The following is a 25358-nucleotide window of genomic DNA, read 5'->3' as shown; positions in this document are numbered from 1 at the left end:
TGGAACGCCGGCATGACCGGCGCGGAGTGCGCAGTATGCCTCGTTCTGTTTTTTTTCGCAGGGAAAAGCCATCACGGGCCGCAATGCCAAACCGGGGCCGCGTGCACAACGCCATGGTCTGACGTGGTTCACGTGGCCCCGGTCGGGGATGTACTGCCGGCGTAACGTTGCAACTACAACCGGTACGGACTACACCAAATCAGTCCGCCTGCTTGCGCAGAAAAGCAGGAATGTCATACGTTTCCATGCCGTTCTTTTCCAGCGCCCGCACGGTTTCGGAAGCTGATTCGCGACGCCATACTGCCGGCGCTTTCAGGCCGTCGAACGAGCCGGCTTGCTTGCCGCCCTGGTGCATGCCGCTTGCCATGCCTGCGCCCATGCCCGAGTTGATAGCCGCATGCGCGATCATTGGTTCGTTGTGGGTGCCGGTACGCAGCATCGGGGTTTGTACCAGTTGCACGTTCTTGCGTGCACGGCCCAGACCGGTCGCGACCACGGTGACGCGAATATCGTCGCCCATGGTTTCGTCGTAGGCGATGCCTTGCGCAATGAACGCATCGGTTGCTGCAAAAGCGCGCACGGTGCCCATGACTTCCTTGATTTCCTTGCCCTTGAGGCTGCGGCTCGCTGTCACGTTGACCAGCACGCCACGTGCACCCGACAAGTCGATGCCGTCGAGCAGTGGCGAGGCCACGGCCTGTTCGGCAGCGATGCGTGCGCGATCCACGCCGGACGCCGTTGCGGTCCCCATCATGGCCTTGCCCTGCTCGCCCATGATGGTCTTGACGTCATTGAAGTCGACGTTGATGTGACCCTGCACATTGATGATCTCGGCAATCCCGGCCACCGCATTGTTGAGCACATCGTCGGCGTGCTGCAGCCATTCGATCATGCTGTCGTCTTCATAAATCTCTTCGAGCTTTTCGTTGAGAATGATGATCAGCGAATCGACGTGCTGCGACAGCGCTTCCAGACCTTCTTCGGCGATTTCCATGCACTTCTGGCCTTCGTACGAGAACGGCTTGGACACCACCGCCACCGTCAATGCGCCCTGCTCCTTGGCGATCTGCGCAATGATCGGTGCGGCACCGGTGCCGGTCCCGCCGCCCATGCCGGCAGCAATGAAGACCATGTGCGCACCGCGCAATGCATCTTCGATACGGCCACGCGATTCTTCCGCCAGCTGGCGACCGACTGCCGGCTTCATCCCGGCGCCCAGGCCTGTCTCGCCGATCTGGATCACGTTGTGGGCTTTTGAATTTTTCAGTGCTTGTGCGTCGGTGTTGGCGGCGATGAACTCGACCCCCATCACGCCCTTGTTGATCATGTGCTGAACAGCATTGCCGCCAGCGCCGCCAATACCGACGACCTTGATCACGGTTCCCAGTGTTACGTTTTCAACCAGTTCGATTTCCATGGCAATTCCTTAAAGGGTAGGCAGTTGTCAGTCGATAGTCATCACGCGCTGTGTGACAACTAGCAACTGCAAACTGCGGTGTAATTCAATGTGGTGCAATTCAAAAAAGGACGACAACTAATGGACGACTACTTCATTTCATTCAGATCTATTTCAACTGCCAATCAGCTTCCTGCAACGGACGTCATGTCGTTAGTGCGTCCTTAAAAATTCCCCAAAAACCATTCCTTCATACGCTGCCAGATCGCCTTCACCGAACCATCCTGGCGGGTGACGACATTGCCGCGCACGTACTGTTTTTTTGCTTCAAGCAGCAGGCCCAGCACAGTGGCATAGCGTGGGCTGCGAACCACGTCGGCCAGTTGACCGCTGTAATCCGGTGTGCCCAGACGCGCCGGTTTCAAAAAAATATCTTCGGCCAGTTCGACCATGCCCGGCATCATTGCCGAGCCGCCGGTGAGCACGATGCCCGACGACAGCACTTCTTCGTAACCGGACTCGCGCACCACCTGATGCACCAGCGCGAACAATTCTTCGATGCGCGGTTCGATCACGGCGGCCAGCGCCTGGCGCGACAGGTTACGCGGACCACGATCGCCCAGGCCCGGCACTTCCAGGGTTTCGCCCGGATCGGCCAGAACCTGCTTGGCCACGCCATAGCGCAGCTTGATTTCTTCAGCTTCGGAAGTCGGCGTGCGCAGGGCCATCGCGATGTCGTTGGTGATCTGGTCACCGGCAATCGGGATCACGGCGGTGTGACGAATCGCGCCTTCGGTAAAGATCGCCACGTCGGTGGTGCCACCACCAATATCGATCAGCACCACGCCAAGTTCTTTTTCATCCGGCGTCAGCACCGCGTCGGCCGAGGCCATCGGTTGCAGAATCAGGTCGGACACTTCCAGCCCGCAACGGCGTACGCACTTGACAATGTTCTGTACAGCCGACACCGCACCGGTGACGATGTGCACCTTGACCTCAAGTCGGATTCCGCTCATCCCAATTGGTTCGCGCACATCCTCCTGGTTATCGACGATAAATTCCTGCGGCACCGTGTGCAGCAATTGCTGGTCGGTCGGGATGTTGACCGCCTTCGCGGTTTCGATCACGCGGGCCACGTCGGCAGCCGTGACTTCCTTGTCCTTGATGGCGACCATCCCGCTGGAATTGAAACTGCGGATGTGGCTGCCGGCGATGCCGGTATAAACATTGCGGATCTTGCAGTCGGCCATCAGCTCGGCTTCTTCGAGAGCGCGCTGGATCGATTCGACGGTCGCCTCGATATTGACGACGACACCCTTCTTCAGGCCTTTCGACTCGTGCTGCCCGAGGCCGATCACTTCGTGCCGGCCATTCGGCATCACTTCAGCGACGACCGCCACCACTTTCGAGGTGCCGATATCGAGTCCGACGATCAGGTTTTTCGCGTCTTTTGTCATGGTGTTGTTCTTGCCGTTCCGGGTGTGCCGCTGTGGAGTAAGAGGTAAATCAGAAAATCAGGTAAGTGGCTCATTGTTTTCGCGGTGCGCCTTTCTTGTCCGGTCCGAATGCAATGCCACTGGCTTGCAGCGCCAGACCGTTCGGATAGCGCATGTCGACGCGCTCGATGCGGTCCTGCAGGCGCGCCACCAGTTGCGGATACACCGTGATCAGCCGTGCCACGCGCTCCTGCAGCGTGGTCCTGGTCTGCTCGCGACCCAGCTCGACGGTCATGCCGTTATTGAGCTTGACCGACCAGGCATAGCGACTCGACAGGGTCAGGCTTTCCGGCCTCAGATTGACCGCCGCGAACCAGGCGGTCAATTCGGCAAAGCGCGCCACGACTTCTTTTTCGGTACCGCTCGGGCCACTGAATTCGGGCAACTGGCCAGCTTCTTCGGCTTCGGCCAGATTGGCCGTAAAGACATCACCCGCCACCGATACCAGCCGGCCTTCATCGCCCCAGGTACCGAGCGGCTCGTGTTCTTCCAGTGTGACGATCAGGCGGTTTGGCCATTCGCGCCGCACGGTGGCCTTGCGTACCCATGGCACGGCTTCGAACGCCAGCCGCACGGCACTCAGATTGGCCGTGAAAAAATTCCCGCGAATCCGTGGCAGCGCCGTGCTCTTGATGGTGAGAGGATTGACGTGCAACAGCTGGCGCTCGGCCACGCCATCGACACGGATCACCTTCAGCGTAAACATCGGCCGCTGCGCCACCCACCAGACGCCCGATGCCAGCAGCGCGATCATCAGCGCACCGAGCAGGGTGTTGGCGGTTGCGTTAAGCAATTTGATGTCTTGCCACATGATGGTCTGCGTCGCTCCGGGTCAGTTGGTCTGGTCGGCATTGAGCCGGGCCGATTGCAGGATGTCGACGCACAGGTCTTCGTAACTCATGCCGGCCGCCTTGCCCGCCATCGGCACCAGCGAGTGGCCAGTCATGCCGGGCGAGGTGTTGACCTCCAGCAGGAACGGCGCGTCGTCACCGGCGCGCAGCATGAGGTCGACCCGGGCCCAGCCCGAACAGCCGACCGCATTGTAGGCGCGCACCGCGATGTCCTGCAGGCGCAGCGTGGTGGCTGCATCGAATGGCGCCGGGCATAGGTATTCGGTGTCGTCGCTGAAGTACTTGTGTTCGTAATCGTAGTTGCCTTGCGGCGCGCGAATCTCGACGATCGGCAGTGCGCGGGCGGTGCGTCCGGTACCCAGCACCGGCACCGTGATCTCGCGTCCGCTGATAAATTCTTCGGCCAGCACAACGCTGTCGTACTTGGCACACAGCGCAAAGCCGGCATGCATCTCGGCGCTCGTGACCACCTTGCTGATACCGATGGTCGAGCCTTCGTGCGGGGCTTTGAGCATCAGCGGCAGGCCAAGTTCTTCCGGCACGTCATCCAGTACATTGTTCGGCGTATCAGCATCCAGCACCAGAAAGCGTGGCGTCGGCAGGTCGTGGCTGAGCCAGATACGCTTGGTCATGACCTTGTCCATCGCGATCGACGACGCCATCACGCCGGAACCGGTGTACGGAATGCCCAGCAGTTCGAGCGCGCCCTGCAAGGTGCCGTCTTCGCCAAAGCGGCCATGCAACGCAATGAAGACGCGATCGAATTGCTCGGCGGCGAGTTCGGCCAGCGACCGTTCGGCCGGGTCAAATGCGTGCGCATCGATGCCCTTGCTGCGCAGCGCCGCCAGCACGCCCTGCCCCGACATCAGCGAAACTTCGCGCTCGGCCGAGCGACCGCCGAGCAGGACGCCGACCTTGCCGAATTGCTGCGCTGTTGCTGTGCTCATTGGTGTAGTCGCTGCTGTGCTCGTCGTTGTGCTCATGCTGTTTCCTGTACTGAAAATTGCGCCAGCTTTGCCGGTACGCCGCTGATCGATCCGGCCCCCATGGTGATGACGACATCGCCATCACGCAGCATGTTCATGATGGTTTCGGGCATGTCGGCGATGGCTTCGACGAAGACCGGTTCGACCTTGCCGGCCACGCGCAAGGCATGCGCCAGCGCACGGCCATCGGCGGCCACGATCGGTTGTTCGCCGGCGGCATAGACCTCGGCCAGTACCAGCATGTCGGTGCTGGAGAGGACCTTGACGAAGTCTTCGAACAGGTCGCGGGTGCGGGTGTAGCGATGCGGCTGAAAGGCCAGCACCAGCCGGCGCCCCGGATACGCGCCGCGCGCAGCCGACAGCGTGGCGGCGGTCTCGACCGGATGGTGGCCATAGTCATCGACCAGCGCAAAGCTGCCACCGGGTTTGCCGTCGCGACCGGCGAACGCGATCTCGCCATAGCGGGTGAAGCGGCGGCCAACACCGTTGAATTCGGCCAGTGCCTTTTGCGTGTCGCTATCGGCCACGCTCAGTTCGCGCGCAATCGCGATTGCGGCGCAGGCATTCTGGACGTTGTGCATGCCGGGCTGGTTCAGGCTGATCGGCAAGGGCGCATAGCCTTCCTGGATCACCGTGAATTGCATCAGGCCACCGACTGCCCTGGCATCGATGGCGCGCACATCGGCTTCTTCATGGAAGCCATACGTCATGATCGGCTTGGCTACCCGCGGCATGATTTCACGCACATGGACATCGTCGATGCAGAGCACCGCGATGCCATAAAACGGCAGACGCAGCGTGAAATCGACAAACGCCTGCTTCAACTTGTTGAAGTCGTGTTCGTAGGTCTCCATGTGATCGGCATCGATGTTGGTGATGACTTCGATCACGGGTGACAGGTTCAGGAAGGACGCATCGGATTCATCCGCTTCGGCCACGATGAAGTCTCCGGAACCGAGTTTGGCATTGGCGCCGGCACTGGTCAGGCGACCGCCGATGACAAAGGTCGGGTCCAGCCCGCCCTGCGCCAGCACGCTGGCGACCAGACTGGTGGTGGTGGTCTTGCCGTGCGTGCCGGCGATGGCAATGCCGCGTTTCAGGCGCATCAATTCGGCCAGCATCAGCGCGCGCGGGACGATCGGAATATGCCGTTCGCGGGCAGCGACGACTTCCGGATTGTCATCCTTGACGGCGGTCGATGTGACAATGGCATCGGCCTTGCCGAGGTTACCGGCATCATGCCCGAGCTGAACGCTGGCACCGAGTTCGGCGAGCCGTTTGGTGGCAGCGTTGCTGCCGAGGTCCGAGCCGGAGATGGTGTAGCCGAGATTGAGCAGCACTTCGGCAATGCCGCTCATGCCGCTTCCGCCGATGCCGACGAAATGAATGTGTTTGACTTTGTGTTTCATGATTGGGCCATGTGTTCGAGGACAGTCGCGATCGCTTCGTTGGCGTCGCGCCGTCCGTTGTCATACGCTGCCTGCGCCATCGTTGCGCATTGTGTGCGGGTGATATGGCGCAGGAGTTCGGCTAATACGGGTGGCGTCATGTCGGCCTGCGGCAAGTGGATCGCCGCTTGCTGGTTTTCCATCCAGCGGGCGTTGTCGCGCTGGTGTGTGGTGGTGGATGCCAGCAGCGGCACCAGCACACTGGCGACACCTGCCGCGGTCAGTTCCGACAAGGTGATGGCACCGGCACGGCAGATCACCAGGTCGGCGCTGGCGTAGCGGCGTGGCATGTCGTCGATGAAGGCCACGACGTCGGCCTCGACACCGGCACTGGCATACGCGGCAGTCAACGCGACGATGTGCTGCTTGCCGGACTGATGCGTGATGCGCGGGCGCTGCGCAACCGGGATCAGCGCCAGCGCTGCCGGCAAACAGTCATTGAGTGCTTTGGCACCCAGACTGCCGCCGACCACCAGCAATTGCAGCACGCCGCTGCGACCGGCGTAGCGCACCGCAGGCAATGGCAACTGCAGGATTTCGGCCCGCACCGGATTACCGGTCACGGTGGACTTGCCGGCAGCACGACCGAAGTCGGCCGGAAAGCCGAACAGCACGCGTTTCGCCAGCGGCACCAGCGCCTTGTTCGACAACAGCAGCGCGGCATCGGCATTGAGCAGCACCAGCGGTATGCCGCGCAAACGCGCCATTGCGCCGCCGGGTACCGTCACGTAGCCGCCCATGCCGAGTACCACGTCCGGCTGACGTCGACCGAGGAGCTTGAAGCAGGTCGCAAAACTGGCCAGCAAACGCCATGCACCACGCAGCGAATGCTGCCAGCCCTTGCCGCGCAAACCGCTGAAGGCAATCTGATCCATCTCGATGCCGTGCGCGGGCACCAGCTCGCGCTCCATCCCGTGTTCGGTACCGAGCCAGCTGATTTGCCAGCCGCGCGCGCGCATGGTGTCGGCAATCGCCAGTCCCGGGAAGATGTGGCCACCGGTACCTGCAGCCATGATCAGCAGTTTTTTCATGGCCGGCCTCCGCGCATGCGCAGGCGATTTTCGTAATCGATGCGCAGCAGGATGGCCAGCCCGATGCAGTTGATCAGCACGCCGGAACCGCCGTAGCTCATCAGCGGCAACGTCAGGCCCTTGGTCGGCAACAGGCCGAGGTTCACGCCCATGTTGATGAAGGCCTGCACGCCGATCCAGATACCGATCCCCTTGGCAGTCAGTCCGGCAAAGGTCAGGTCGATGGCGATGGCCTGACGGCCGATATCGAAAGAGCGCTTGATAATCCAGTAAAACATCACGACGACTGCCAGCACGCCGACAAAACCGAGTTCTTCACCGATCACGGCGAGCAGGAAGTCGGTATGCGCTTCGGGCAGGTAATGCAGTTTTTCGACGCTGCCACCGAGACCGACGCCAAACAGTTCGCCGCGACCAAACGCAATCAGCGAGTGCGATAACTGGTAGGCCTTGCCGAGGGCATTTTCTTCGGTCCAGGGATTGAGATACGCAAAAATCCGTTCGCGCCGCCACGGCGACAACATGATCACCAGGCTGAACGTGGCCACCAGCGTGGCGCCGATGCCGCCAAACCAGACGCCATTGATGCCACCCAAAAACAGGATACCCATCGCGATACAGACGATCACGCCGAATGCACCCAGGTCAGGTTCGAGCAACAGCAGCAGGCCGACCAGCCCGACCGCACCCGCCATCGGTAAAAAGCCCTTGGTCAGTTTATGCATGAACTGCTGCTTGCGCACCGTGTAATCGGCGGCGTACAACACCACGAACAGTTTCATCAGTTCGGACGGTTGCAGGTTGAAGACCTTGAACGACAACCAGCGCTTGGCCCCGTTGACGCCTTTGCCGATACCCGGCACCAGCACCAGGAACAACAGGATCAGGGTACCGACGAACAGGTAGGGCGCCAGCTTTTGCCAGTCTTCGATGCGCACCCGGAACGCCAGCAAGCCGGCGACCAGCGAGATGGCGATGAAGGTGGCCTGGCGGATCAGGAAATGGGCATTCTTGTATTGCGCGTACTTGGGCGAATCGGGCAGCGAGATCGAGGCCGAATACACCATCACCATGCCGAACAGCATCAGCAGGATCACCACCCAGACCAGCGGCTGGTCGTACTCCATCATTTTGGAGCGCTGCGCCAGCGACTTGCCGGCAGTCGCCCCGTTGAAGTCAGGCGCGGCAAATTTCATAACACCACCTCGCCGCGCGACAGCGCCAGCTCACGCACCGCCGCAACGAACACATCGGCGCGGTGCGCATAATTGCGGAACATATCGAGGCTGGCACAGGCCGGTGACAGCAGGACCGCGTCGCCTGCCTGCGCCAGCGCGGCGGCGCGTTCGACGGCCTCTTCCAGCGTGCTGCAGTCGATCAGCTCGACACGATTGCCCAGCGCCAGCCGCAGCGCCGCCGCGTCCTTGCCGATCAACACGACCGCGCGCGCATGGCGCGCGACCGGCGCGGCCAGCGGACTGAAATCCTGCCCTTTGCCATCACCACCGGCGATCAGCACCAGCTTGCCCTGCTGCTGCATGCCCAGGCCATTGATTGCAGCAACCGTGGCACCGACGTTGGTGCCTTTGCTGTCGTCGTAATACGCGACATCGCCAAAGGCCATCACCAGTTCGACCCGATGCGGCTCGCCGTGATAGTCACGCAAGCCATGCAGCAACGGCGCCAGCGGCAAGCCGATGGCGCGGCAGAGTGCCAAGGCAGCCAGTGCATTGAGCGCGTTGTGCTGTCCGCGAATTTTCAGGGCGTCGGTTGGCATCAGGCGATTGCTGCTGACTTCCGGGATCTCGACCACGCCTTTTCTGGCGCGCTTTTTTTCGGATTCTGCGGCGACCGCCAGGGCCAGCCATTGCATGCCGCTTTCCTGCAGCAGGCCGAAGCAGTCCGGCGCCTGCGCTTCGTCGCTGCCGAAGGTGATGACGGTCGCGCCGGGTGCGTTCATCTGCAGCACGGTGGCATCGTCGCGGTTCAGTATGCGTATCGTGCCCGCGCCAAAAATGCGCGCCTTGTCCGCCACGTAGGCCGCCATGTCGCCATGCCAGTCGAGATGGTCCTGCGAAATATTGAGTACCGTCGCAGCATCGGCCTGCAGGCTGTGCGTGGTGTGCAACTGGAAACTCGACAGTTCGAGCACCCAGACTTGCGGCAGGCTGTTGCTGTCAAGGCAGCCGCGCAGCACATCAAGCGCCGACGGACTGATATTGCCCGCCACCTGCACGCTCAGTCCGGCGCGCTGGCACAGCAATCCGGTCAGGCTGGTGACCGTGGTCTTGCCGTTGGTGCCGGTAATGGCGATCAGTTTCGGCGTGTGGGCTTGCGTGTCGCGCAGGCTGGCCAGTGCTTGTGCGAAGAGTTCGATCTCACCCCACACCGGAATCGCCAGTGCGGTCGCCGCAGGCAAAATCTCCGCCAGCTCGCGTCCCGGTGCCAGACCCGGACTGACCGCGACGAGATCGATCTGGTCGAGCAGCGCGGCGGTGAACGGACCTGCACGGAAGTCGACTTGCGGCACGGCCTCGCGCAACGCAGCCAGGCGCTGCGGCATGGCGCGGGTATCGGCCACGCGCAGGCTTGCGCCGCAGCGAGCCAGCCACAATGCCATTGCCAGTCCCGACTCACCGAGCCCGAGCACCAGTACCTGTTTGCCTGCGTAATTCATGGTCGCTTGCCGTTGCCTTTCATGGTCAGCGTAATTTCAGGGTGGACAGGCCGAACAGCACCAGCATCATCGTGATGATCCAGAAGCGCACGACGACCTGGGTTTCTTTCCAGCCTTTTTGTTCGAAATGGTGGTGCAGCGGCGCCATCAGCAAGACCCGCCTGCCGGTGCCGAAACGCTTTTTCGTGTACTTGAAATAAATCACTTGCAGCATCACTGACAGCGTCTCGACCACGAAGATGCCACCCATGATGAACAGCACGATTTCCTGCCGCACGATGACGGCGATGGTGCCGAGTGCGCCGCCGAGCGCCAGTGCGCCAACGTCGCCCATGAACACTTGTGCCGGATGCGCGTTGTACCAGAGGAAGGCCAGTCCGGCCCCCGCCATCGCACCACAAAAAATCAGCAGTTCGCCGGCGCCCGGGATGTGCGGGATGAACAGGTATTTTGAGTACGAGGCGCTACCTGTGAGGTAGGCAAAAATCCCCAGCGCGGTGCCGACCATCACGGTCGGCATGATCGCCAGGCCATCCAGCCCATCGGTCAGGTTGACCGCATTGCTGGTGCCGACGATGACAAAGTACGTCAGGGCGATGAAGCCCCAGACACCCAGCGGATAGCTGATGGTCTTGAAGAACGGCACGATCAGGTCGGCCTTGGGTGGCAGGTCCATGCTGAAACCCGACCTGATCCAGGCCACGAACAGTTCCCAGAACTGGGCGGTGCTGGGGGCCGACACGGAGAACGCCAGATACAGCGCGGCGGCAATACCGATCAGCGATTGCCAGAAATATTTTTCGCGCGATGGCATGCCGTTCGGGTCTTTGTAGACCACCTTGCGGTAATCATCGACCCAGCCGATGGCGCCGAAACCCAGAGTCACGACCAGCACCGGCCAGATGAAACGGTTGCTCAGATCCGCCCACAGCAAGGTGGAAATACCGATCGAGATCAGGATCAGCAAGCCGCCCATGGTGGGTGTGCCGTTTTTGATCAGATGGGTTTGCGGACCATCATGGCGCACCGCCTGGCCGACCTTCAGCCGGGCCAGCATGCGAATGACGGCAGGACCGGCGATCAGGCCGATCGCCAGCGCGGTCATGGTGGCAAAGGCCGCCCTGAACGTGATGAAGTTGAAGACCCGCAGCGGGCCGAGTTCCTGTTGAAAATATTGGGCTAACCATAGCAGCATGTCAGTGTGCGTCCTGTGCGGAGTGACCGGCGAGGTGAGCGACCACACGTTCCATTTGCATGAAACGCGAGCCCTTCACCAGGACGGTGGAATCGGGTGAGACAACGGCGTCGAGTGCTTGTTGCAGCGCGTCGATGTCATTGAAATGTTGGGAAGGAATGCCGAATGCGCTGCTGCTGTGTTGCGCCAGCGTTCCCAGCGTGTACAGGTAACCGATACCGCGAGTGCGGGCGTAGGCGCCGACTTCCTCGTGATACTGGCGACCATCGTTACCGACTTCGCCCATATCGCCCAGCACCAGGATGCGCGGCGCAGAAGACTGCGCCAACACGTCGATGGCAGCGCGCACGGAATCCGGATTGGCGTTGTAGGTGTCATCGATGAGCTGGGCACCGTTGGCCGCCGACTTGCGCTGCAGGCGGCCATGGACCGGCGAGAACGCAGCCAGTCCGCGGCGGATGGCGTCCGTGTCGATACCAATCGCCAGCGCACAGGTGATCGCCGCCAATGCATTGCGCACGTTGTGCTGGCCGGCAGCGGCAAGCACCACATCGAAGGTCTGCCGGCCCGCACGCACCTGCAGATCGCTACCGAAACCGTTGGCCTGCCAGGTACAACTGACATCGGCTTCGGCATTCAGGCCGAAGGTCATCACGGTGCGCTGGCCGATGCTGGCAGCACAGTCGCGCCAGAGCTGCGTGTACGGATCATCGGCCGGAAATACCGCAATGCCGTTGACCGGCAACGTACTGATGACGGCACCGTTTTCTATTGCGACGGCCTCGACGCTGACCATGAATTCCTGATGCTCGCGCTGGGCGTTGTTGACCAGCCCGACGCTCGGCTGCGCGATCGCCGCCAGCTGGGCGATTTCGCCGGGATGGTTCATGCCCAGTTCGATCACGGCAGCCCGGCAAGCGGTATCCAGACGCAGCACGGTGAGCGGCACGCCGATGTCATTGTTCAGGTTGCCGCGCGTGGCCAGAAACTGTCCGGCACCGACAGCGGCGTCCAGGATGGCGCTGAGCATTTCCTTGACGGTGGTCTTGCCGTTGCTGCCGGTGACGCCGATCACCGGCACCGAAAACTGCTTACGCCAATGGGCAGCGAGCGCGGCCAGTGCCAGACGCGTGTCGGGCACAACCAATGCCGGAATCATCAGGCCGGGCGGAATCTGCTCGACCACGACAGCCGCGACGCCGCGTGCAGAGAGTCTATCCATGTACTGGTGGGCGTCGAATTTTTCACCGCGCAAGGCAACGAAGAGGCAACCGGCCGGTGCAGTGCGGCTATCGGTCGAGACGCCGGCGAACGACGCGTCGGTCCGGGCGAACGCGCCGGTAATCGCTGGCTGCACGGCAAACAGGGTCGATTGCATCATTGCCGGCTCCCTTTTGAGGTCGCGCGGGTTGCCAGGGCCAGTGCGGCGTGATCGGCGTCCAGAAAGGGCAATTTCTTGCCGCGAATCTCCTGGTAATTTTCGTGGCCTTTACCGGCCAGCAAAATCACGTCCGCCTTGCCGGCATGGCGCACTGCCCGCAGGATGGCGGCGGCGCGGTCTTCGATGACTTGCGGGATCGGTGGTGTGGTCGATCCGTCATCGGCGGAACCCATGCCCTGCAAGGTCTGCGCAATGATGTGCTCCGGCGCTTCGTTGCGCGGGTTGTCGCTGGTCAGAATGACTTCATCGGCGGCCATCGCAACCGCCCCCATTTGCGGCCGCTTGCCGGGATCGCGGTCGCCACCGCAACCGAAGATGCACCACAATTTGCCGTGCCGTTGCAGGGCGACTTGTCGCAGAGCCGCCAGGGTTTTTTCGAGGGCATCGGGCGTGTGGGCGTAATCAATCACGACCAGCGGCGCATCCTGGCCACCGAATTGCTGCATGCGGCCCGGCACGGCAGTGAGTGCTTCGATCGCATCCACCGTGGCGCGCAATGCATGGCCCTTGCCCAGCAACACACCAATGATGCCAAGCACATTGCTGACATTGAAATTGCCCACCAGACGGGTCTTGACGAGCATGGTTCCGGTGGAGGTCGTCAGCTGAAAACTGGTACCGGCATGGCTGGTGCGGATCTCGGTGGCACGCACACTTTCCAGCCCCGGGAAGCCGACACCGTGGAGCGAATAACCGGTGATGGCCACCTGCGGCGCGGTCTTTTGCACATGCGCCAGCAGTCGCAATCCCATCGCATCGTCGAGGTTCAGGACGACGTGCTGCAGGCCGGGCCAATCGAACAGCGCAGTCTTGGCGGCTTCATAAGCCGCCATGTCGCCGTGATAATCCAGATGATCGCGGGTGAAATTGGTAAAGAGCGCCACGTCGACATGCAGGCCATTGAGTCGGCCCTGATCCAGTCCGATGGACGAGGCTTCGATCGCCAGCGAGGTGGCACCGACCTGCTGCAAGTCGCGCAGCCGGCGCTGCAGCAGCACCGCATCTGGCGTGGTGTAACCGGTCTGGGCAAATTGCTCGGCCATGCCGCGCCGGAACAGGCCCGTGCCTAGGGTACCGATGACGGCACCCGGACCAGCGAGGCGCGACAGCGCACTGGCCAGCCACTGACTGCACGAGGTCTTGCCGTTGGTGCCCGTCACCGCCACAGAAAACAGGTCGGCATCCGATGTCTGGTACCACAGGCTGGCGATGATGCCGGCACACGCCTTCAAATTGGCAACGAGCAGCATCGGCACGGCGTTCTGGCGGTCCGGGCTGACATTGTCTGCCTCGACCAGTACCGCGACGGCGCCACGCTCGATCGCATCGTCGATGAACTGGCGACCATCGGCGGCGTCACCGGGATACGCCACGAACACGTCCCCGGCACTGATCTGGCGCGAGTCGGAAGACAGCTCGGCGGCTGGCGCCAATGCGCGCAACCAGGCAACGATTTGTTCAGGGGTCATGTCAGGTGCGGTGTTCACAAGCTCTCCTGAAGCGGATTATCAGGAATCACGATCTGCGTGACCGACGAGTCTGGCGGCACGTTCAGTGCCCGCAAGACGTTCGCCGTGACCGTGGCAAACACCGGCGCAGCGACATCGCCGCCGTAATGGCCATAGGCAGTCGGTTCATCGACCATGACGGCGACGATGATGCGTGGATTCGACATCGGCGCGATGCCGACAAACGAGGCTACGTACTTGTTGACGTAGCGGCCACCGACGACCTTCAAGGCGGTTCCGGTCTTGCCGCCGACGCGGTATCCGGGCACTTGTGCCTTGGCGGCAGTGCCTTCCGGCCCCACTACCGACTCCAGCATCACGCGCATTTCCTGTGCGGTCTTTTCAGAGATGACATGCTGGCTGACGGGCGGCTTGGTCACCTTCGAAAAGGACAGCGGAATCAGGTCGCCATTGCGGGCGAAGATCATGTAGGAACGCGCCAACTGGATCAGCGACACGGAAATTCCGTGGCCATAGCTCATGGTGGCCTGTTCGATCGGACGCCAGGTCTTGAACGAGCGCACTCGGCCGGCTACCGCGCCGGGGAAGCCGAGCTTTGGCTGCTGACCGAATCCGACCGTGGTGAACATTTCCCACATTTCCTGCGGCGGCATCTGCAAGGCAATTTTTGCGGTGCCGATGTTGGATGACTTCTGGATGATCTGTGAGACGGTCAGGATGCCATGCGCATGCGAGTCGCCGATGGTGGCGGTGCCGATGGTCATTTTTCCGGGCGAGGTCTGGAACGTGGTCGACGGCTTGATGCGACCGGTGTCGAGCGACAGGGCAATCGTGAACGGCTTGAGCGTCGAGCCCGGCTCGAAGGTGTCGGTCAGAACCCGGTTGCGCAGTTGCGCACCCGTCAGGATGGAACGGTCGTTCGGGTTGTACGTCGGCAAATTAACCATTGCCAGCACTTCGCCCGTTTTCACATCGAGGACGACGATGCCACCGGCTTTCGCCTTCGATTTTTCGACCGCTTCCTTGAGCTGCGTGAAGGCAATGTACTGGATCTTGCTATCGATCGACAAAGTCAGGTCGCTGCCATCGTGCGGCTCGCGTATCGAACCGATGTCTTCGACGATGCGTCCAAGCCGGTCCTTGATGACACGGCGGCTGCCCACTCGGCCGGCCAGACTTTTTTGCGATGACAGTTCCATCCCGTCCTGGCCTGCGTCTTCCACATTCGTGAAGCCAACCACGTGCGCCATCACGTCGCCCTCGGGATAGAAGCGCTTGTATTCCTTGCGGGTTTCGATGCCCGGAATCATCAATGCGGCGATCTTGTCGGAGGTCTCTTTTTCGACCTGGCGCTTCAGATATACAAAGTTGCGATCCGAATCAAGTTTGCGATTGAGCTCGGACTCGCTCATGTCGAGCAATTTCGCCAGCTGCTGCAGTTTGGCCTTGGGCGCTTCCTGGACATCATCCGGAATCGCCCAGATCGCCTTGACAGGAACCGACGACGCCAGCACAAGACCATTGCGGTCGGTGATCTTGCCGCGTGTGGCAGGCAATTCCAGCGTGCGCGCATAGCGCGAGGCACCCTGCTTCTGCAGGAATTCGGTGGAAATTCCCTGCAGCCACAGTGCCCGACCAGCCAGCGCCACGAAGGCAGAAAACAGCACGAACAGGACGATACGCGAACGCCAGACCGACAGTCTCACCGCCAGCACCGGGCTGGTCGAAAACGGTACGCCCTTGGCAGCGGCTACCCGGGCACCGGCGGCACTATGTCGGCTTGGCGGACGCGTCACTTGGCACCCGCCGTCAGGTATTGAATCCGTGCAGACGTCAGCGCGACCATGTTCAGGTCGCGCCGGGCAATGGCTTCGATGCGGGCATGTTTGCCCAGCGTGGATTGGTCCAGCTGCAGCTGTGACCATTCGATATCGAGCTGACGTGCCAGCGCTTGGGCACTTTCCAGTTCGATAAACAGGCGGCGCGCCTGATATTGCGCATTCACCAGCGACAACGCGCACAGCACCAGCAGAATCGTCATCACCAGATTCAGCCGCCCGCTCATGGCGCCGTCCCTGCAGGCAAGCGCTGCGCGACGCGCATGACGGCAGAGCGCGAGCGCGGATTGGCGGCGACTTCCTCGGCGGAAGGCTTGCACTTCGCAATCAGGATCATCTCGGGCTGCGGCAGATCTACCGCGCGGATCGGCAGGCGCCGGTCGGGTTGCTCGACATGGGCTTTGGATGCCATGAAGCGCTTGACCATGCGGTCTTCCAGCGAATGAAAGCTGATCACGACCAGTCGCCCGTGCGGGGCCAGGCGTGCATAGGCTTGCTGCAGAACTATTTCGAGTGCTTCAAGCTCCTGATTGATGTGAATCCGGACAGCCTGAAAGGTACGAGTAGCCGGGTCCTTGCCCTTTTCGCGGGTTTTGACGGCGCCTGCCACGATCTGGGCAAGCTGTCGTGTGCTTGAAATTGGCGCGACTGTCCGGCTAGCAGCAATCGCCTTTGCAATCTGAAAAGCAAACCGTTCTTCCCCATAATTGCGAATCACTTTCTCGATGTTTTCTTCGGTTTCGGTAGCCAGCCATTCGGCGGCGGACATGCCACGGGTGGTGTCCATGCGCATATCGAGCGGGCCATCAGCACGGAAGCTGAAACCCCGGGTTGCGTCATCGACTTGCGGAGATGAAATACCCAAGTCCAGCAACACGCCATCGACCGCACCGACACTGCGGGCTGCCAATGCGCTGTCCAGCGTAGCGAAGCTGTCATGGACGATGCAAAAACGCGGATCAGCGATCTGGCTTGCTGCCGCGATTGCCTGCGGGTCCTTGTCAAACGCGATCAGTCGCCCGGCGGCGCTCAGCGACGTCAGAATCAGGCGGCTATGGCCGCCGCGACCGAACGTGCCATCAATGTAGATACCATCGGCGCGCGCACCGCTCAGGGATAGTGCCTCGATAGCTTCTTCCAGCAACACGGTACGGTGCTGATAGTCGGGCAGACCTTCGGGCTGGCATTCGGGCACCACTTGCAAATTAGTCACGGCAGTCAGAAGGAAAAATTGTTCAATACGTCGGGCATGCCATTGGCAACAGCAGCGGATTCACTTTCCGCCAGCTTCGCCGCATCCCAGATTTCAAAATGGCTGCCCATTCCGAGAAGCATCACGTCACGTGACAGCCCGACGGCGGTACGCAATTCGGGAGCGATCAAGATCCGCCCGGCCGAGTCCATATCCACATCCGACGCGTTGCCCAGGAAAATCCGCTGCCAGGAGCGTGCCGACATCGGCCATGACGCAATTTGTTCACGATGCAATTCCCAGACAGGGCGAGGAAAAAACAGCAGGCAACCGTGGGGGTGCTTGGTCAGCGTGACGCGACCTTCGCACTGCAACGCCAGCGCGTCACGGTGCCGGGCCGGAATTGACATCCGTCCCTTGGCATCGAGATTCAGTGCCGAAGCGCCTTGAAACACCCTGTATTCCCCTTGTCTTTTTATCGAAGTCTGATTGCGTGGCAGGCTCTTTTTTGCGCTTGTAAATGCAGCTCAATAAGGCGTCGCAACAAAAAAGTATATGAGATCAACACCGAATTCATCCCACAAAAGTACACTTTTTCACACTGCCACCCACTTTAGTGGAAGCTGTATTTTCGGTCAAGTAATAAAGGAGACAAGAAACGGCATTTTTATCAATGAAGTCAACGACTTAGCGCATTTGCTTAATAGACACTTTAAAGAGTTAAGCCTGCAGAATGAAAGACTTAAGAGAGATAGTGAAAGTACCGCCTGAGCTATTCACATGTGTTTTCGAGCCCGATAGCGGCGAAAGATATTAGGCGGCACGGGTGATGCAGTAACAGCACGACTGGTACACGCTGTCTCTTTCATGCGTTAACACGCCCAGGACAATTCAGGAATGTCCTGTAGAAGAAAAGGAATTGTTGCTCAAACAGGAATAGTAAATTGCGAATATTCGACTTTTTTGCGGATAACGCAACAGCTAGACTACGCTTCATCGATGAGCACACAGCAACATGAGTGCGACTCACCGGGGCGCGATCCAGCAGTCAGCAGCAGAGACAGGAGCGCCGAGACGAGAGTCACCCCCTATTTACTTTTTTGGAGAAACACCATGAATGTCAAAAAATTGATCGCCGCAGTTGCCGTGTTCGCCGCCGCTGGTTCCGTATTTGCCGGTGACCTGATGCCTTTCACCGAACTTGATAACTTCAAATCGACCAAAACCCGCGCTGATGTTGTAGCTGAAGTCAACCGTGACCGTGCCGAAATTGCATTGGCACGTGGTGACATCGGACTCGTGCCTGCCGTGGCACCGACCAGCACCCGTACCCGACTCGCTGTCCGCAAAGAAGCCATCGAATCGGCACACAACCAGAAATCGCTTTCCCGCAGTGATATCGGGGGCTAACAAGCCGCCGGATAGCCGCAAAAAAAAACGCCACTATTCGTGGCGTTTTTTTTGCGTGAAGCTGAATGAATTAAATTCAGTGAAGAAATTTCCCTGTTCCAAACAAGCCAATCAAACCAATCAGAATCAAATAGATCGCAACAATAAAATTCAAAAGTCGCGGCATGACAAGAATCAGGATGCCGGCAATCAGTGACACCAGCGGCGCAAGGGTGAGGTTAATGTTCATTCGAGTGTCCTTTCGGTATTCCGGAGAAGTGCTAAGCGCTCGCTGAAGATACTCGGGTTATCCCATATTGAGCGTACGGTGGCGTACACAGGCAACTTTGCCGGTCGAACATGAAACACTGCCGGTCGGGTTGTCAATTCTGACATGGCGGCATTCATGCAAATGCCGTTTTTCTGTTTGCGCGCAGCCCAATCAGGCCGGGCAACTGTCTGCTGATCAGGAGCGCGTTGGTCACGGATTATTCCCCGCACCACCGCATTTGACTTAGCGCCGAATCGGTCTCTGAAAACTGAATATAAGTGAAGCAAGCCGATAGGCCGGATTCTGTTACGACTCCCGGGCAAGCCCGTTTGTTATGACAGCCATTCCTCTAGGCCGTGAATTACTCCACGGCTCAAGCTTTCTACCCGCACGCTCCGCGAGTCACATCAACGCGTGCCTATTTGAAATTGCTCCGGATGGAGGTTACCGCGTTTCACCGTAACTAAATACGCTCGTCTCTGTGGCCCTATTCCTCGCCTCACGGCGGACGGCCATTAACCGTCATCCTGCTCTATGGAGTCCGGACCTTCCTCCCGCCACTGCCGCAACCGAAATCGCAGCACCGGCCAGCGACTGTCTGGCTTGCTTCGGTGCGCATTGTATCCTCTGGCCGGGAATTTACGGGAGATTCATGCAGGAGCAGATACCAGAACATCCCGCCTCTGCTCTAATGCGCGCTGCTCTGTTAGGTCGCCGCTTGACTTCAAGTGGCTTTATTCCTATTAATAAGCGCGATATTAATTTTCTTCATTCTTGAGGTAAATGGTGTCAACGACGCAAGAACATAAGCGTTTTGAGTGAACCAGCCAGAGCCGGAAAAATAAACGCGACTCAGGTCGCGTGCGAACCGGCTTATGGTGTAACAGGTCTGGTATATGTCCACTCTCGCTGATGCCTGGTCACCAGCAGGGTAACTGGGCGATTACACAGTAGCGTCTATTGCATGTTTTGAATGTTTTTTATTTCCCACACGGAGAATCAAGATGAAAAAAGCACTTTTGTTGTTAGCCCTCGTACAAGGCATCACCCTCTCGGCATTTGCGCAGACCGCAGCGCCGGCTGATGCAGCAAAGACCCGCACCGAAGTGAAAACCGAAGCAAAAGCAGCCAACATGGCTGGTGAGCTGAACAAAGGTGGCAATGTTGGCGTCACAGCACCAGCGGCGTCAACCACCAGCACCAAAGCACGCGCAGACGTCAAGGCCGAGGCCAAAGCAGCGGTTAAATCGGGCGACATGAAAAGCAGCGAAATTGCAGCACCAGCCAAGGCCATGCCAGTCGCTGCCGAAGATAAAAAAACCCGCGCTGAAGTCAAAGCAGAAGCCAAAGCTGCCAACAAGGCCGGCGAACTCACCGACGGCAATATCGGCAAGCAGCCAGCTCCAGTCGTGAAAAAAGCCCGCGCTAAAAAGCCAGCCAAGGCAGCAATGCCAGCCGCAGCCGAAGCAGCGAAGTAATTTTCAGGCAGTCCCATCGCACAAATGCGATGGGACTTAGTACTCAAGCAGCCCGCACCCGCATTTCATTGCCGGTGCGGGCTGATTCGTTTTCAGGTGCTTTTATCTGTCCGTTTTTCGTATTTGTTGGCATGTGTTCAATGGAACCCGTAACGCGTCGGCGCCACTCAACGACAGTTACGGTTTTCGCAGCCCGCGAAAATCCCCTTCCATCTGTGAATACTGCCATGAGAATTCCTGCTCTTCGCTCTATCCTGACGTCGCCGATTCCGGTATCGAATAGTCTGCTGGCAGACGCCGCCCAGGCTGCCACACGCAATGACCCGTTGTCCCGCATCGCACCTGTTGCTACACCAAGAGAACAGCAGCCGGGATTGCGGATGAGCGATGGCTCACCAATGAAATCTTACCTGTATGCACGAATGAGTCAGCGCATGGCAACAGACGAACGCCGCCCGCTGGCGACTGCAGCATTGCGCACCGAGCGTGATGGCAGCCTGCCCGACATGCCCATGCTGCGGCTGGCCGCATCGGCCCCATTACAGACACGTTCGCTGTCGCAACAAAACCAGTTGCGCTTTTTCATCCTGCACGCCGGTGATGACGAGTCGACCAATCACGCTCCGCCAAAGTCGAAAACGCTTGCCGTGAATGTGCGCAGGTTAGTTACCCAGCCGCCGCGTCGCCGCAATGAAACCCGTCGTTCCAGCGCGACCGAACGCAATAATCTGATGGATTTCGACGGCCTGCCGAAAATCGAAAACAAAAACAGCACGGAAGATTCGGTCACCGGCAGCATATCGCCCTATGTCACCGTGCCTGTCGGGGACCCGTTACCCCTCTCGAAATCGACACAGACCTTATCCAAAGAAGACTTCTTGCGACGCAATCCGGCAGGAATCGTGTTCCGGTGATTTCTCCAGGGCGTAATTTCGGCGCCTCAAACACCGCTTGTGCAGCGACTCGATGCCCCATGAATCGTAACCACAACGCAAACCAACATTGATACAAGTAGTATTTTTCGCGTGCTAACGTACGCGCTTTCAAACCCGGGCAACCGACGTTCGACAGATAAATCAGCGCATCGCATCATCAGCATTGCGTGATTTACCGACGGCCGAACTACGCCAGTCACTCCGTATTCCATGCATAACTTGATCACCCGCAAGGCCTTCCTCGTCGGCATTGCTGCCACGATAATTGGCCATACTCTTTGCAACATCGCCCATGCGGCACCCACGGATACTCCTGTGGCGCAGACGCTGCGAACGCGCGCAGTCAACCACGAACAGCAGGGTGAATGGCTCGCTGCAGCCGATCTGTGGCGGCGCCTGTCGGCCCTGAACCCCGGGGCGGAGGATGCATTTCGACACCGCGTCAACGCACTCTCGCAGGCAGGAGCGCACCATCTGGCGCGGCAACTGGCTGATGAAAAAAAACACCTTTTCAGTAACGATGAACGGTATCAGTTCGCCCACAAGGCAGCGGCTTTAACCCTTGGATTTGGCAAGGTGCAGCGCGATAACCAGAGCGGCGCACAGCGATTCGCGACCATCGATCTCGCCATCGACGAACAACGCGCAATCGCCGCCGAATTCGGCGAGGGCAATCCCACCCGGTTCGACCATCTGTTGGCATTGCGCGAGCGCGAACGCAACCGCGACGCGCTCGTTCTGTTCAACCGCATGAAGGACGACCAGGTGCCGCTGCCACTGTATGTCCGGATTGCGGCCGCCGAAGCATGGCTGACCCAAAAGCAACCCGAACGGGCGCGCGACCTGTTGCTGGAATCGTTGCGCGAAGCCGGCCCGCAGAGCCGCATGCCGGACACCGAGCTGACACTGGCCTATGCCTACCTCGAAACCGAGCAACCGGATCTGGCCATCGCGCTCATCGACCGCATCGTGGCGAATACGCCGGCGCTATCCAACCGGGGACTGCCCGGCATCGAACGTCCCAATCCCGAGTACATCACGGCAGCGATTCAGGCCGCACTGCTACGGATGTATGCCGACCGGCTTGACGAGGCCGAACAACGGCTGATGTCGCTACGCGCGCTGGCGCCCTTCAATACCGATGTCCGGCTTGCATGGGCCAGCCTGCAGAACGCCCGCGACCACCGTCGTCTCGCACGGGAAGAGTTTCGCCTGGTCCAGGTCGATCATCCAGCATCGATTGAGGCGGCAGCCGGGCTGGCCGAGGTACAACTCGCGCTGTCCGACTATCGCTCCGCCAAAACCATGCTGGCAGCCTTGCAGGAAAGCGAACCCGACCACCGCGCCGTACGTCATCTGGAGCGCCAGCTGGCGCTACGTGCAGCGCCGGTACTGCGCAGCGAACTGACCATCGGCCACGGCGCCAATGCTGCCGGCGCGGAATCGGTACTCGATACCAGCTGGACGTCTGCACCACTGTCACTGTTCCCGGAGGATGACATCCGGTTCATGATGCATGTTTCACGCTCCCAAGGCAGCTTGCGGAGCGCGACCGCCGCAGGCCAGGACACACAGACCGTGGCTCGTAACCGGGTTGGATCCGGTCTGGCCTATCGGTCATCCGGCCTGACACTCGACACCGAACTGAACCATGCGGATGGCAAGGCAAGTGCCACCGGCATCGTGCTCGGACTGGCATCCGCCATCTCGGATAGCTGGCAAGTCAATGCTGCCTTCGACAGCAATCTCAACACGCTGGCCGCGGCCGCTTATCAGGCTGGAACCACCGCACGCCAACTGCGCGCCGGCGTCACCTGGAGCGCCAACGAAGCGCGCAAAGCGGGCATCGAGCTGAGCGGCACTGATTTTTCCGATGGCAATCTGCGGGTCGGCTCACGGCTCTGGTGGAGCCAACGCTGGATCAGCGGGCCTGTCTTCAAATTTGACACCACACTCAGCCTCGCGACCAGCCGAAATCGCGCATTGCCGACGCCGTATTTCAATCCGGTCCGGGATCAGGAAGTGGCACTCGCAGCAAAGGCCGAATGGCTCAGCTGGCGCCGCTATGAACGGGCATTCCGGCAACGCGTTGGCGTTGTAGCCGGTCGTTACAGCCAGTCCGGCTTTGCCGGTGCGGCAATGGCGGATGCCCGCTACGAACACGAATGGCAAGTCGATGATGCGCTCTCGTTCAGTTACGGCGCGGGTCACGGCTTCCATCCCTACGACGGCGCACGCGAACAGCGCAGCTACGGTTATGTCAATCTGAACTGGATCATGCAATGACTCCACTATCCATACTGTGCAGGCGCCTCATCCTGCCCGCGCTATGTCTGTTGCAGTCACTGGCCCAAGCTGCGCCGCCGGTCGAAGACCCGTCGCAAAGCTTTCGCGTGCTGTGCTATCACGACATCCGTGACGACTTGCACGCCAGCCTCGCCACGTCACCGGAATCGACTGCACTCGATACACGTGAACTGGTTCGACACTTTTCCTGGCTGCAAAAAAATGGTTACCACCCGGTCAGCCTGCAACACATTGTCGATGCCAGAGCAGGACGCGCGACGCTGCCTACGAAAGCCGTTTTGCTGAGCTTTGACGACGGCTACGCAAGCACCTACACCAAAGTATTTCCACTACTGCAGCAATTCAATTTTCCGGCAATGATCGCCGTGGTCGGTAGCTGGATCGAGTCACCGCCGTCGGCCAACAAGGACGCCGCGCAATTCGTCACCTGGAAACAAGTGCGTGAAATGCAGCAGTCAGGACTGGTCGAGATCGCCTCGCACTCCTGGGACCTGCACCGCGGCATACCGGCCAATCCGCAAGGCAATCTGCTGCCGTCGGCGACCACCCTGCTATTCAATAGTGACCGGCAAATCCGGGAATCCGGCACCAATCATGCGGACCGCATCCGCGCGGACCTGATCCGCAACGCCGACCTGATCGCACAGGAAACCGGACAGCGACCGCGGGCAATGGTGTGGCCGTACGGCGCGTATAGCCAACCTGCCACCGATCAGTCCGTCGCGGCCGGGATGCCCATGGCGTTCACTCTCGAACCCGGACCGAATCTGCCGCAGCAGCCGCTGAACAGCCTGCGCCGATCGCTCGTGAGCTTCACGACCAGCGTTGCAGAACTGCATGACATGTTGCATGAACCAGCACAGGACAGCACGATAGCGGACACAACCCAGCGGGTAGTCCAGGTCGATCTGGATTATGTCTACGATACCGACCCCGTCGTTCAGGAGCGCAATCTGTCGACGCTGATCGAACGCATCAGGCGCCTGCATCCGGGCACCGTGTATCTGCAGGCATTTGCGGACCCCGATGGCGATGGCGTGGCCGATGCACTGTACTTTCCGAATCGTCATTTGCCGATGCGTGCCGATCTGTTTTCACGCGTGGCCTGGCAATTGCGCACCCGCGCCGGTGTCAAGGTCTATGCATGGATGCCGGTGCTGGCCTTCCGTCTCCCGCAAGGGCATGCCGCCGCAACGCATCTGGTCCGGGTTGATCCGGCAGCACCGACTGCGGCAACTCATGGCCGCACGCTGCGCCTGTCACCCTTTGACGCACTGGCGCGCGCCACCATCATCGACATCTACGAAGACCTGGGGATGAGCGCGACATTCGCCGGCGTGTTGTTCCACGATGATGCGACCCTGTCCGACTACGAAGACAGCAGTCCGGCCGCGCTGGAGGTGTACAGCAACGAGTGGCAATTGCCACACACGGTAAGTGCCATCCGCGCCAATCCGCTATTGCGACAACGCTGGACCGAACACAAGACCGCCTACCTGAATGCCTTCACGCTCGAACTGGCTGATGGTCTGCGGCGCTATCAACCAGGCCTGATGACGGCCCGCAACCTGTTTGCAGAACCGGTGCTGTCGCCCCGCGCAGAAGAGTGGTACGCGCAATCGCTGCCGAGCTTTCTTGCGATTTATGACCATGTAGCCTTGATGGCCATGCCGCAGATGGAACAGGCGAAGGACCCGGTGGACTGGCTCAAGCGGTTGTTGCAGATGACGACACGCCAGCCCGATGCGCTGCGCAAGACTGTGTTCGAACTGCAGAGTCGCGACTGGCGCACCGGACTGCCGATTCCTGCCAGGGATATGGCGGCACAAATGCGTCAACTACGGTTGGCCGGCGTGCGCCACCTGGGTTACTACCCGGACGATTTCCATCGCAACCTGCCCGACGAGACGGTGATCCGTCCGGCGTTTTCGCTGGCCGTCGATCCGGTGCCGAGGTAA

Annotated in this window: 22 protein-coding genes and 1 other RNA gene; 5 read left to right on the top strand and 18 right to left on the bottom strand. The window is 60.1% G+C overall.

Going from position 1 to position 25358, the window contains the following annotated elements; genetic code table 11:
* Positions 1 to 199 precede the first annotated feature (199 nt).
* From ftsZ to mraZ, 15 genes are all read right to left on the bottom strand, one after another.
* On the bottom strand, positions 200 to 1417 hold the full coding sequence (gene ftsZ / locus ABD720_RS10625) for a cell division protein FtsZ (protein ID WP_344763256.1): 1218 nt from the start codon (positions 1415 to 1417) through the stop codon (positions 200 to 202).
* 203 nt (positions 1418 to 1620) lie between these two features.
* Complete coding sequence (ftsA, locus tag ABD720_RS10620) at positions 1621 to 2853, bottom strand: cell division protein FtsA (protein ID WP_344763255.1); 1233 nt, start codon at positions 2851 to 2853, stop codon at positions 1621 to 1623.
* Positions 2854 to 2923: 70 nt separating this feature from the next.
* Positions 2924 to 3703: a cell division protein FtsQ/DivIB gene (locus ABD720_RS10615; RefSeq protein WP_344763253.1), complete on the bottom strand. Its 780-nt coding sequence runs from the start codon at positions 3701 to 3703 to the stop codon at positions 2924 to 2926.
* A gap of 21 nt (positions 3704 to 3724) precedes the next feature.
* A complete protein-coding gene (locus tag ABD720_RS10610) occupies positions 3725 to 4690 on the bottom strand; it encodes a D-alanine--D-alanine ligase (protein WP_344763252.1) in 966 nt (321 codons plus the stop codon).
* Positions 4691 to 4722: 32 nt separating this feature from the next.
* Positions 4723 to 6138: a UDP-N-acetylmuramate--L-alanine ligase gene (murC, locus tag ABD720_RS10605; protein WP_344763251.1), complete on the bottom strand. Its 1416-nt coding sequence runs from the start codon at positions 6136 to 6138 to the stop codon at positions 4723 to 4725.
* A complete protein-coding gene (murG, locus tag ABD720_RS10600; protein WP_344763250.1) occupies positions 6135 to 7208 on the bottom strand; it encodes an undecaprenyldiphospho-muramoylpentapeptide beta-N-acetylglucosaminyltransferase in 1074 nt (357 codons plus the stop codon). Before murG ends, murC begins: the two co-directional genes overlap by 4 nt.
* Entirely contained in the window at positions 7205 to 8404 is a 1200-nt protein-coding gene (ftsW, locus tag ABD720_RS10595) for a putative lipid II flippase FtsW (RefSeq protein ID WP_344763249.1), read from the bottom strand. The genes murG and ftsW overlap by 4 nt, the downstream gene beginning before the upstream one ends.
* Entirely contained in the window at positions 8401 to 9885 is a 1485-nt protein-coding gene (murD, locus tag ABD720_RS10590) for a UDP-N-acetylmuramoyl-L-alanine--D-glutamate ligase (RefSeq protein WP_344763248.1), read from the bottom strand. The genes ftsW and murD overlap by 4 nt, the downstream gene beginning before the upstream one ends.
* 25 nt (positions 9886 to 9910) lie before the next feature.
* A complete protein-coding gene (gene mraY, locus ABD720_RS10585) occupies positions 9911 to 11080 on the bottom strand; it encodes a phospho-N-acetylmuramoyl-pentapeptide-transferase (protein WP_344763247.1) in 1170 nt (389 codons plus the stop codon).
* Position 11081: 1 nt separating this feature from the next.
* Positions 11082 to 12458, bottom strand: a complete 1377-nt coding sequence (locus tag ABD720_RS10580; RefSeq protein ID WP_344763679.1) for a UDP-N-acetylmuramoyl-tripeptide--D-alanyl-D-alanine ligase — start codon at positions 12456 to 12458, stop codon at positions 11082 to 11084.
* Entirely contained in the window at positions 12458 to 13990 is a 1533-nt protein-coding gene (locus ABD720_RS10575) for a UDP-N-acetylmuramoyl-L-alanyl-D-glutamate--2,6-diaminopimelate ligase (protein ID WP_344763678.1), read from the bottom strand. The genes ABD720_RS10580 and ABD720_RS10575 overlap by 1 nt, the downstream gene beginning before the upstream one ends.
* A 14-nt stretch (positions 13991 to 14004) precedes the next feature.
* The gene (locus ABD720_RS10570; RefSeq protein ID WP_344763246.1) at positions 14005 to 15786 is read right to left on the bottom strand and encodes a peptidoglycan D,D-transpeptidase FtsI family protein; all 1782 of its coding nucleotides are present in this window, start codon (positions 15784 to 15786) and stop codon (positions 14005 to 14007) included.
* The gene (gene ftsL, locus ABD720_RS10565) at positions 15783 to 16055 is read right to left on the bottom strand and encodes a cell division protein FtsL (RefSeq protein ID WP_344763245.1); all 273 of its coding nucleotides are present in this window, start codon (positions 16053 to 16055) and stop codon (positions 15783 to 15785) included. Before ftsL ends, ABD720_RS10570 begins: the two co-directional genes overlap by 4 nt.
* The gene (gene rsmH / locus ABD720_RS10560; protein WP_344763677.1) at positions 16052 to 17032 is read right to left on the bottom strand and encodes a 16S rRNA (cytosine(1402)-N(4))-methyltransferase RsmH; all 981 of its coding nucleotides are present in this window, start codon (positions 17030 to 17032) and stop codon (positions 16052 to 16054) included. Before rsmH ends, ftsL begins: the two co-directional genes overlap by 4 nt.
* A 14-nt stretch (positions 17033 to 17046) precedes the next feature.
* On the bottom strand, positions 17047 to 17475 hold the full coding sequence (mraZ, locus tag ABD720_RS10555) for a division/cell wall cluster transcriptional repressor MraZ (protein WP_344763244.1): 429 nt from the start codon (positions 17473 to 17475) through the stop codon (positions 17047 to 17049).
* A gap of 658 nt (positions 17476 to 18133) precedes the next feature.
* Here mraZ and ABD720_RS10550 point away from each other — a divergent pair.
* Positions 18134 to 18430 (top strand): DUF4148 domain-containing protein, encoded by a 297-nt coding sequence (locus ABD720_RS10550; RefSeq protein ID WP_344763242.1) that lies wholly within the window; start codon positions 18134 to 18136, stop codon positions 18428 to 18430.
* A 76-nt stretch (positions 18431 to 18506) separates the two neighbouring features.
* On the opposite strand, the gene ABD720_RS10545 is transcribed toward ABD720_RS10550, so the two are convergent.
* Together ABD720_RS10545 and rnpB are read right to left on the bottom strand one after the other, a co-directional pair.
* A complete protein-coding gene (locus ABD720_RS10545) occupies positions 18507 to 18659 on the bottom strand; it encodes a DUF3096 domain-containing protein (protein WP_344763241.1) in 153 nt (50 codons plus the stop codon).
* A gap of 297 nt (positions 18660 to 18956) precedes the next feature.
* An RNA gene (gene rnpB, locus ABD720_RS10540) (RNase P RNA component class A) lies at positions 18957 to 19290 on the bottom strand.
* A gap of 394 nt (positions 19291 to 19684) precedes the next feature.
* Between rnpB and ABD720_RS10535 the strand changes: the two genes are divergently transcribed.
* Entirely contained in the window at positions 19685 to 20158 is a 474-nt protein-coding gene (locus ABD720_RS10535) for a DUF4148 domain-containing protein (protein ID WP_344763240.1), read from the top strand.
* Between the two features lie 43 nt (positions 20159 to 20201).
* Here ABD720_RS10535 and ABD720_RS10530 read toward each other — a convergent pair whose 3' ends face one another.
* On the bottom strand, positions 20202 to 20387 hold the full coding sequence (locus ABD720_RS10530) for a hypothetical protein (RefSeq protein ID WP_344763239.1): 186 nt from the start codon (positions 20385 to 20387) through the stop codon (positions 20202 to 20204).
* Here ABD720_RS10530 and ABD720_RS10525 point away from each other — a divergent pair.
* The 3 genes from ABD720_RS10525 (at position 20386) to pgaB (ending at position 25358) form a co-directional block, all read left to right on the top strand.
* Entirely contained in the window at positions 20386 to 21072 is a 687-nt protein-coding gene (locus ABD720_RS10525) for a hypothetical protein (RefSeq protein WP_344763238.1), read from the top strand. The two genes, ABD720_RS10530 and ABD720_RS10525, sit on opposite strands and share 2 nt — an antisense overlap.
* Before the next feature lie 231 nt (positions 21073 to 21303).
* Positions 21304 to 23379 carry a poly-beta-1,6 N-acetyl-D-glucosamine export porin PgaA gene (pgaA, locus tag ABD720_RS10520; protein WP_344763237.1) on the top strand — a complete coding sequence of 692 codons (2076 nt, stop codon included), beginning with the start codon at positions 21304 to 21306 and terminating at the stop codon, positions 23377 to 23379.
* Positions 23376 to 25358, top strand: a complete 1983-nt coding sequence (gene pgaB / locus ABD720_RS10515; protein ID WP_344763236.1) for a poly-beta-1,6-N-acetyl-D-glucosamine N-deacetylase PgaB — start codon at positions 23376 to 23378, stop codon at positions 25356 to 25358. The genes pgaA and pgaB overlap by 4 nt, the downstream gene beginning before the upstream one ends.

This window comes from Actimicrobium antarcticum, assembly GCF_039536745.1.
GTDB lineage: Bacteria > Pseudomonadota > Gammaproteobacteria > Burkholderiales > Burkholderiaceae_D > Actimicrobium > Actimicrobium antarcticum.
The sequence above is the reverse complement of the archived record's forward strand: the minus strand, read 5'-3'. Positions and strand labels throughout refer to the sequence as shown.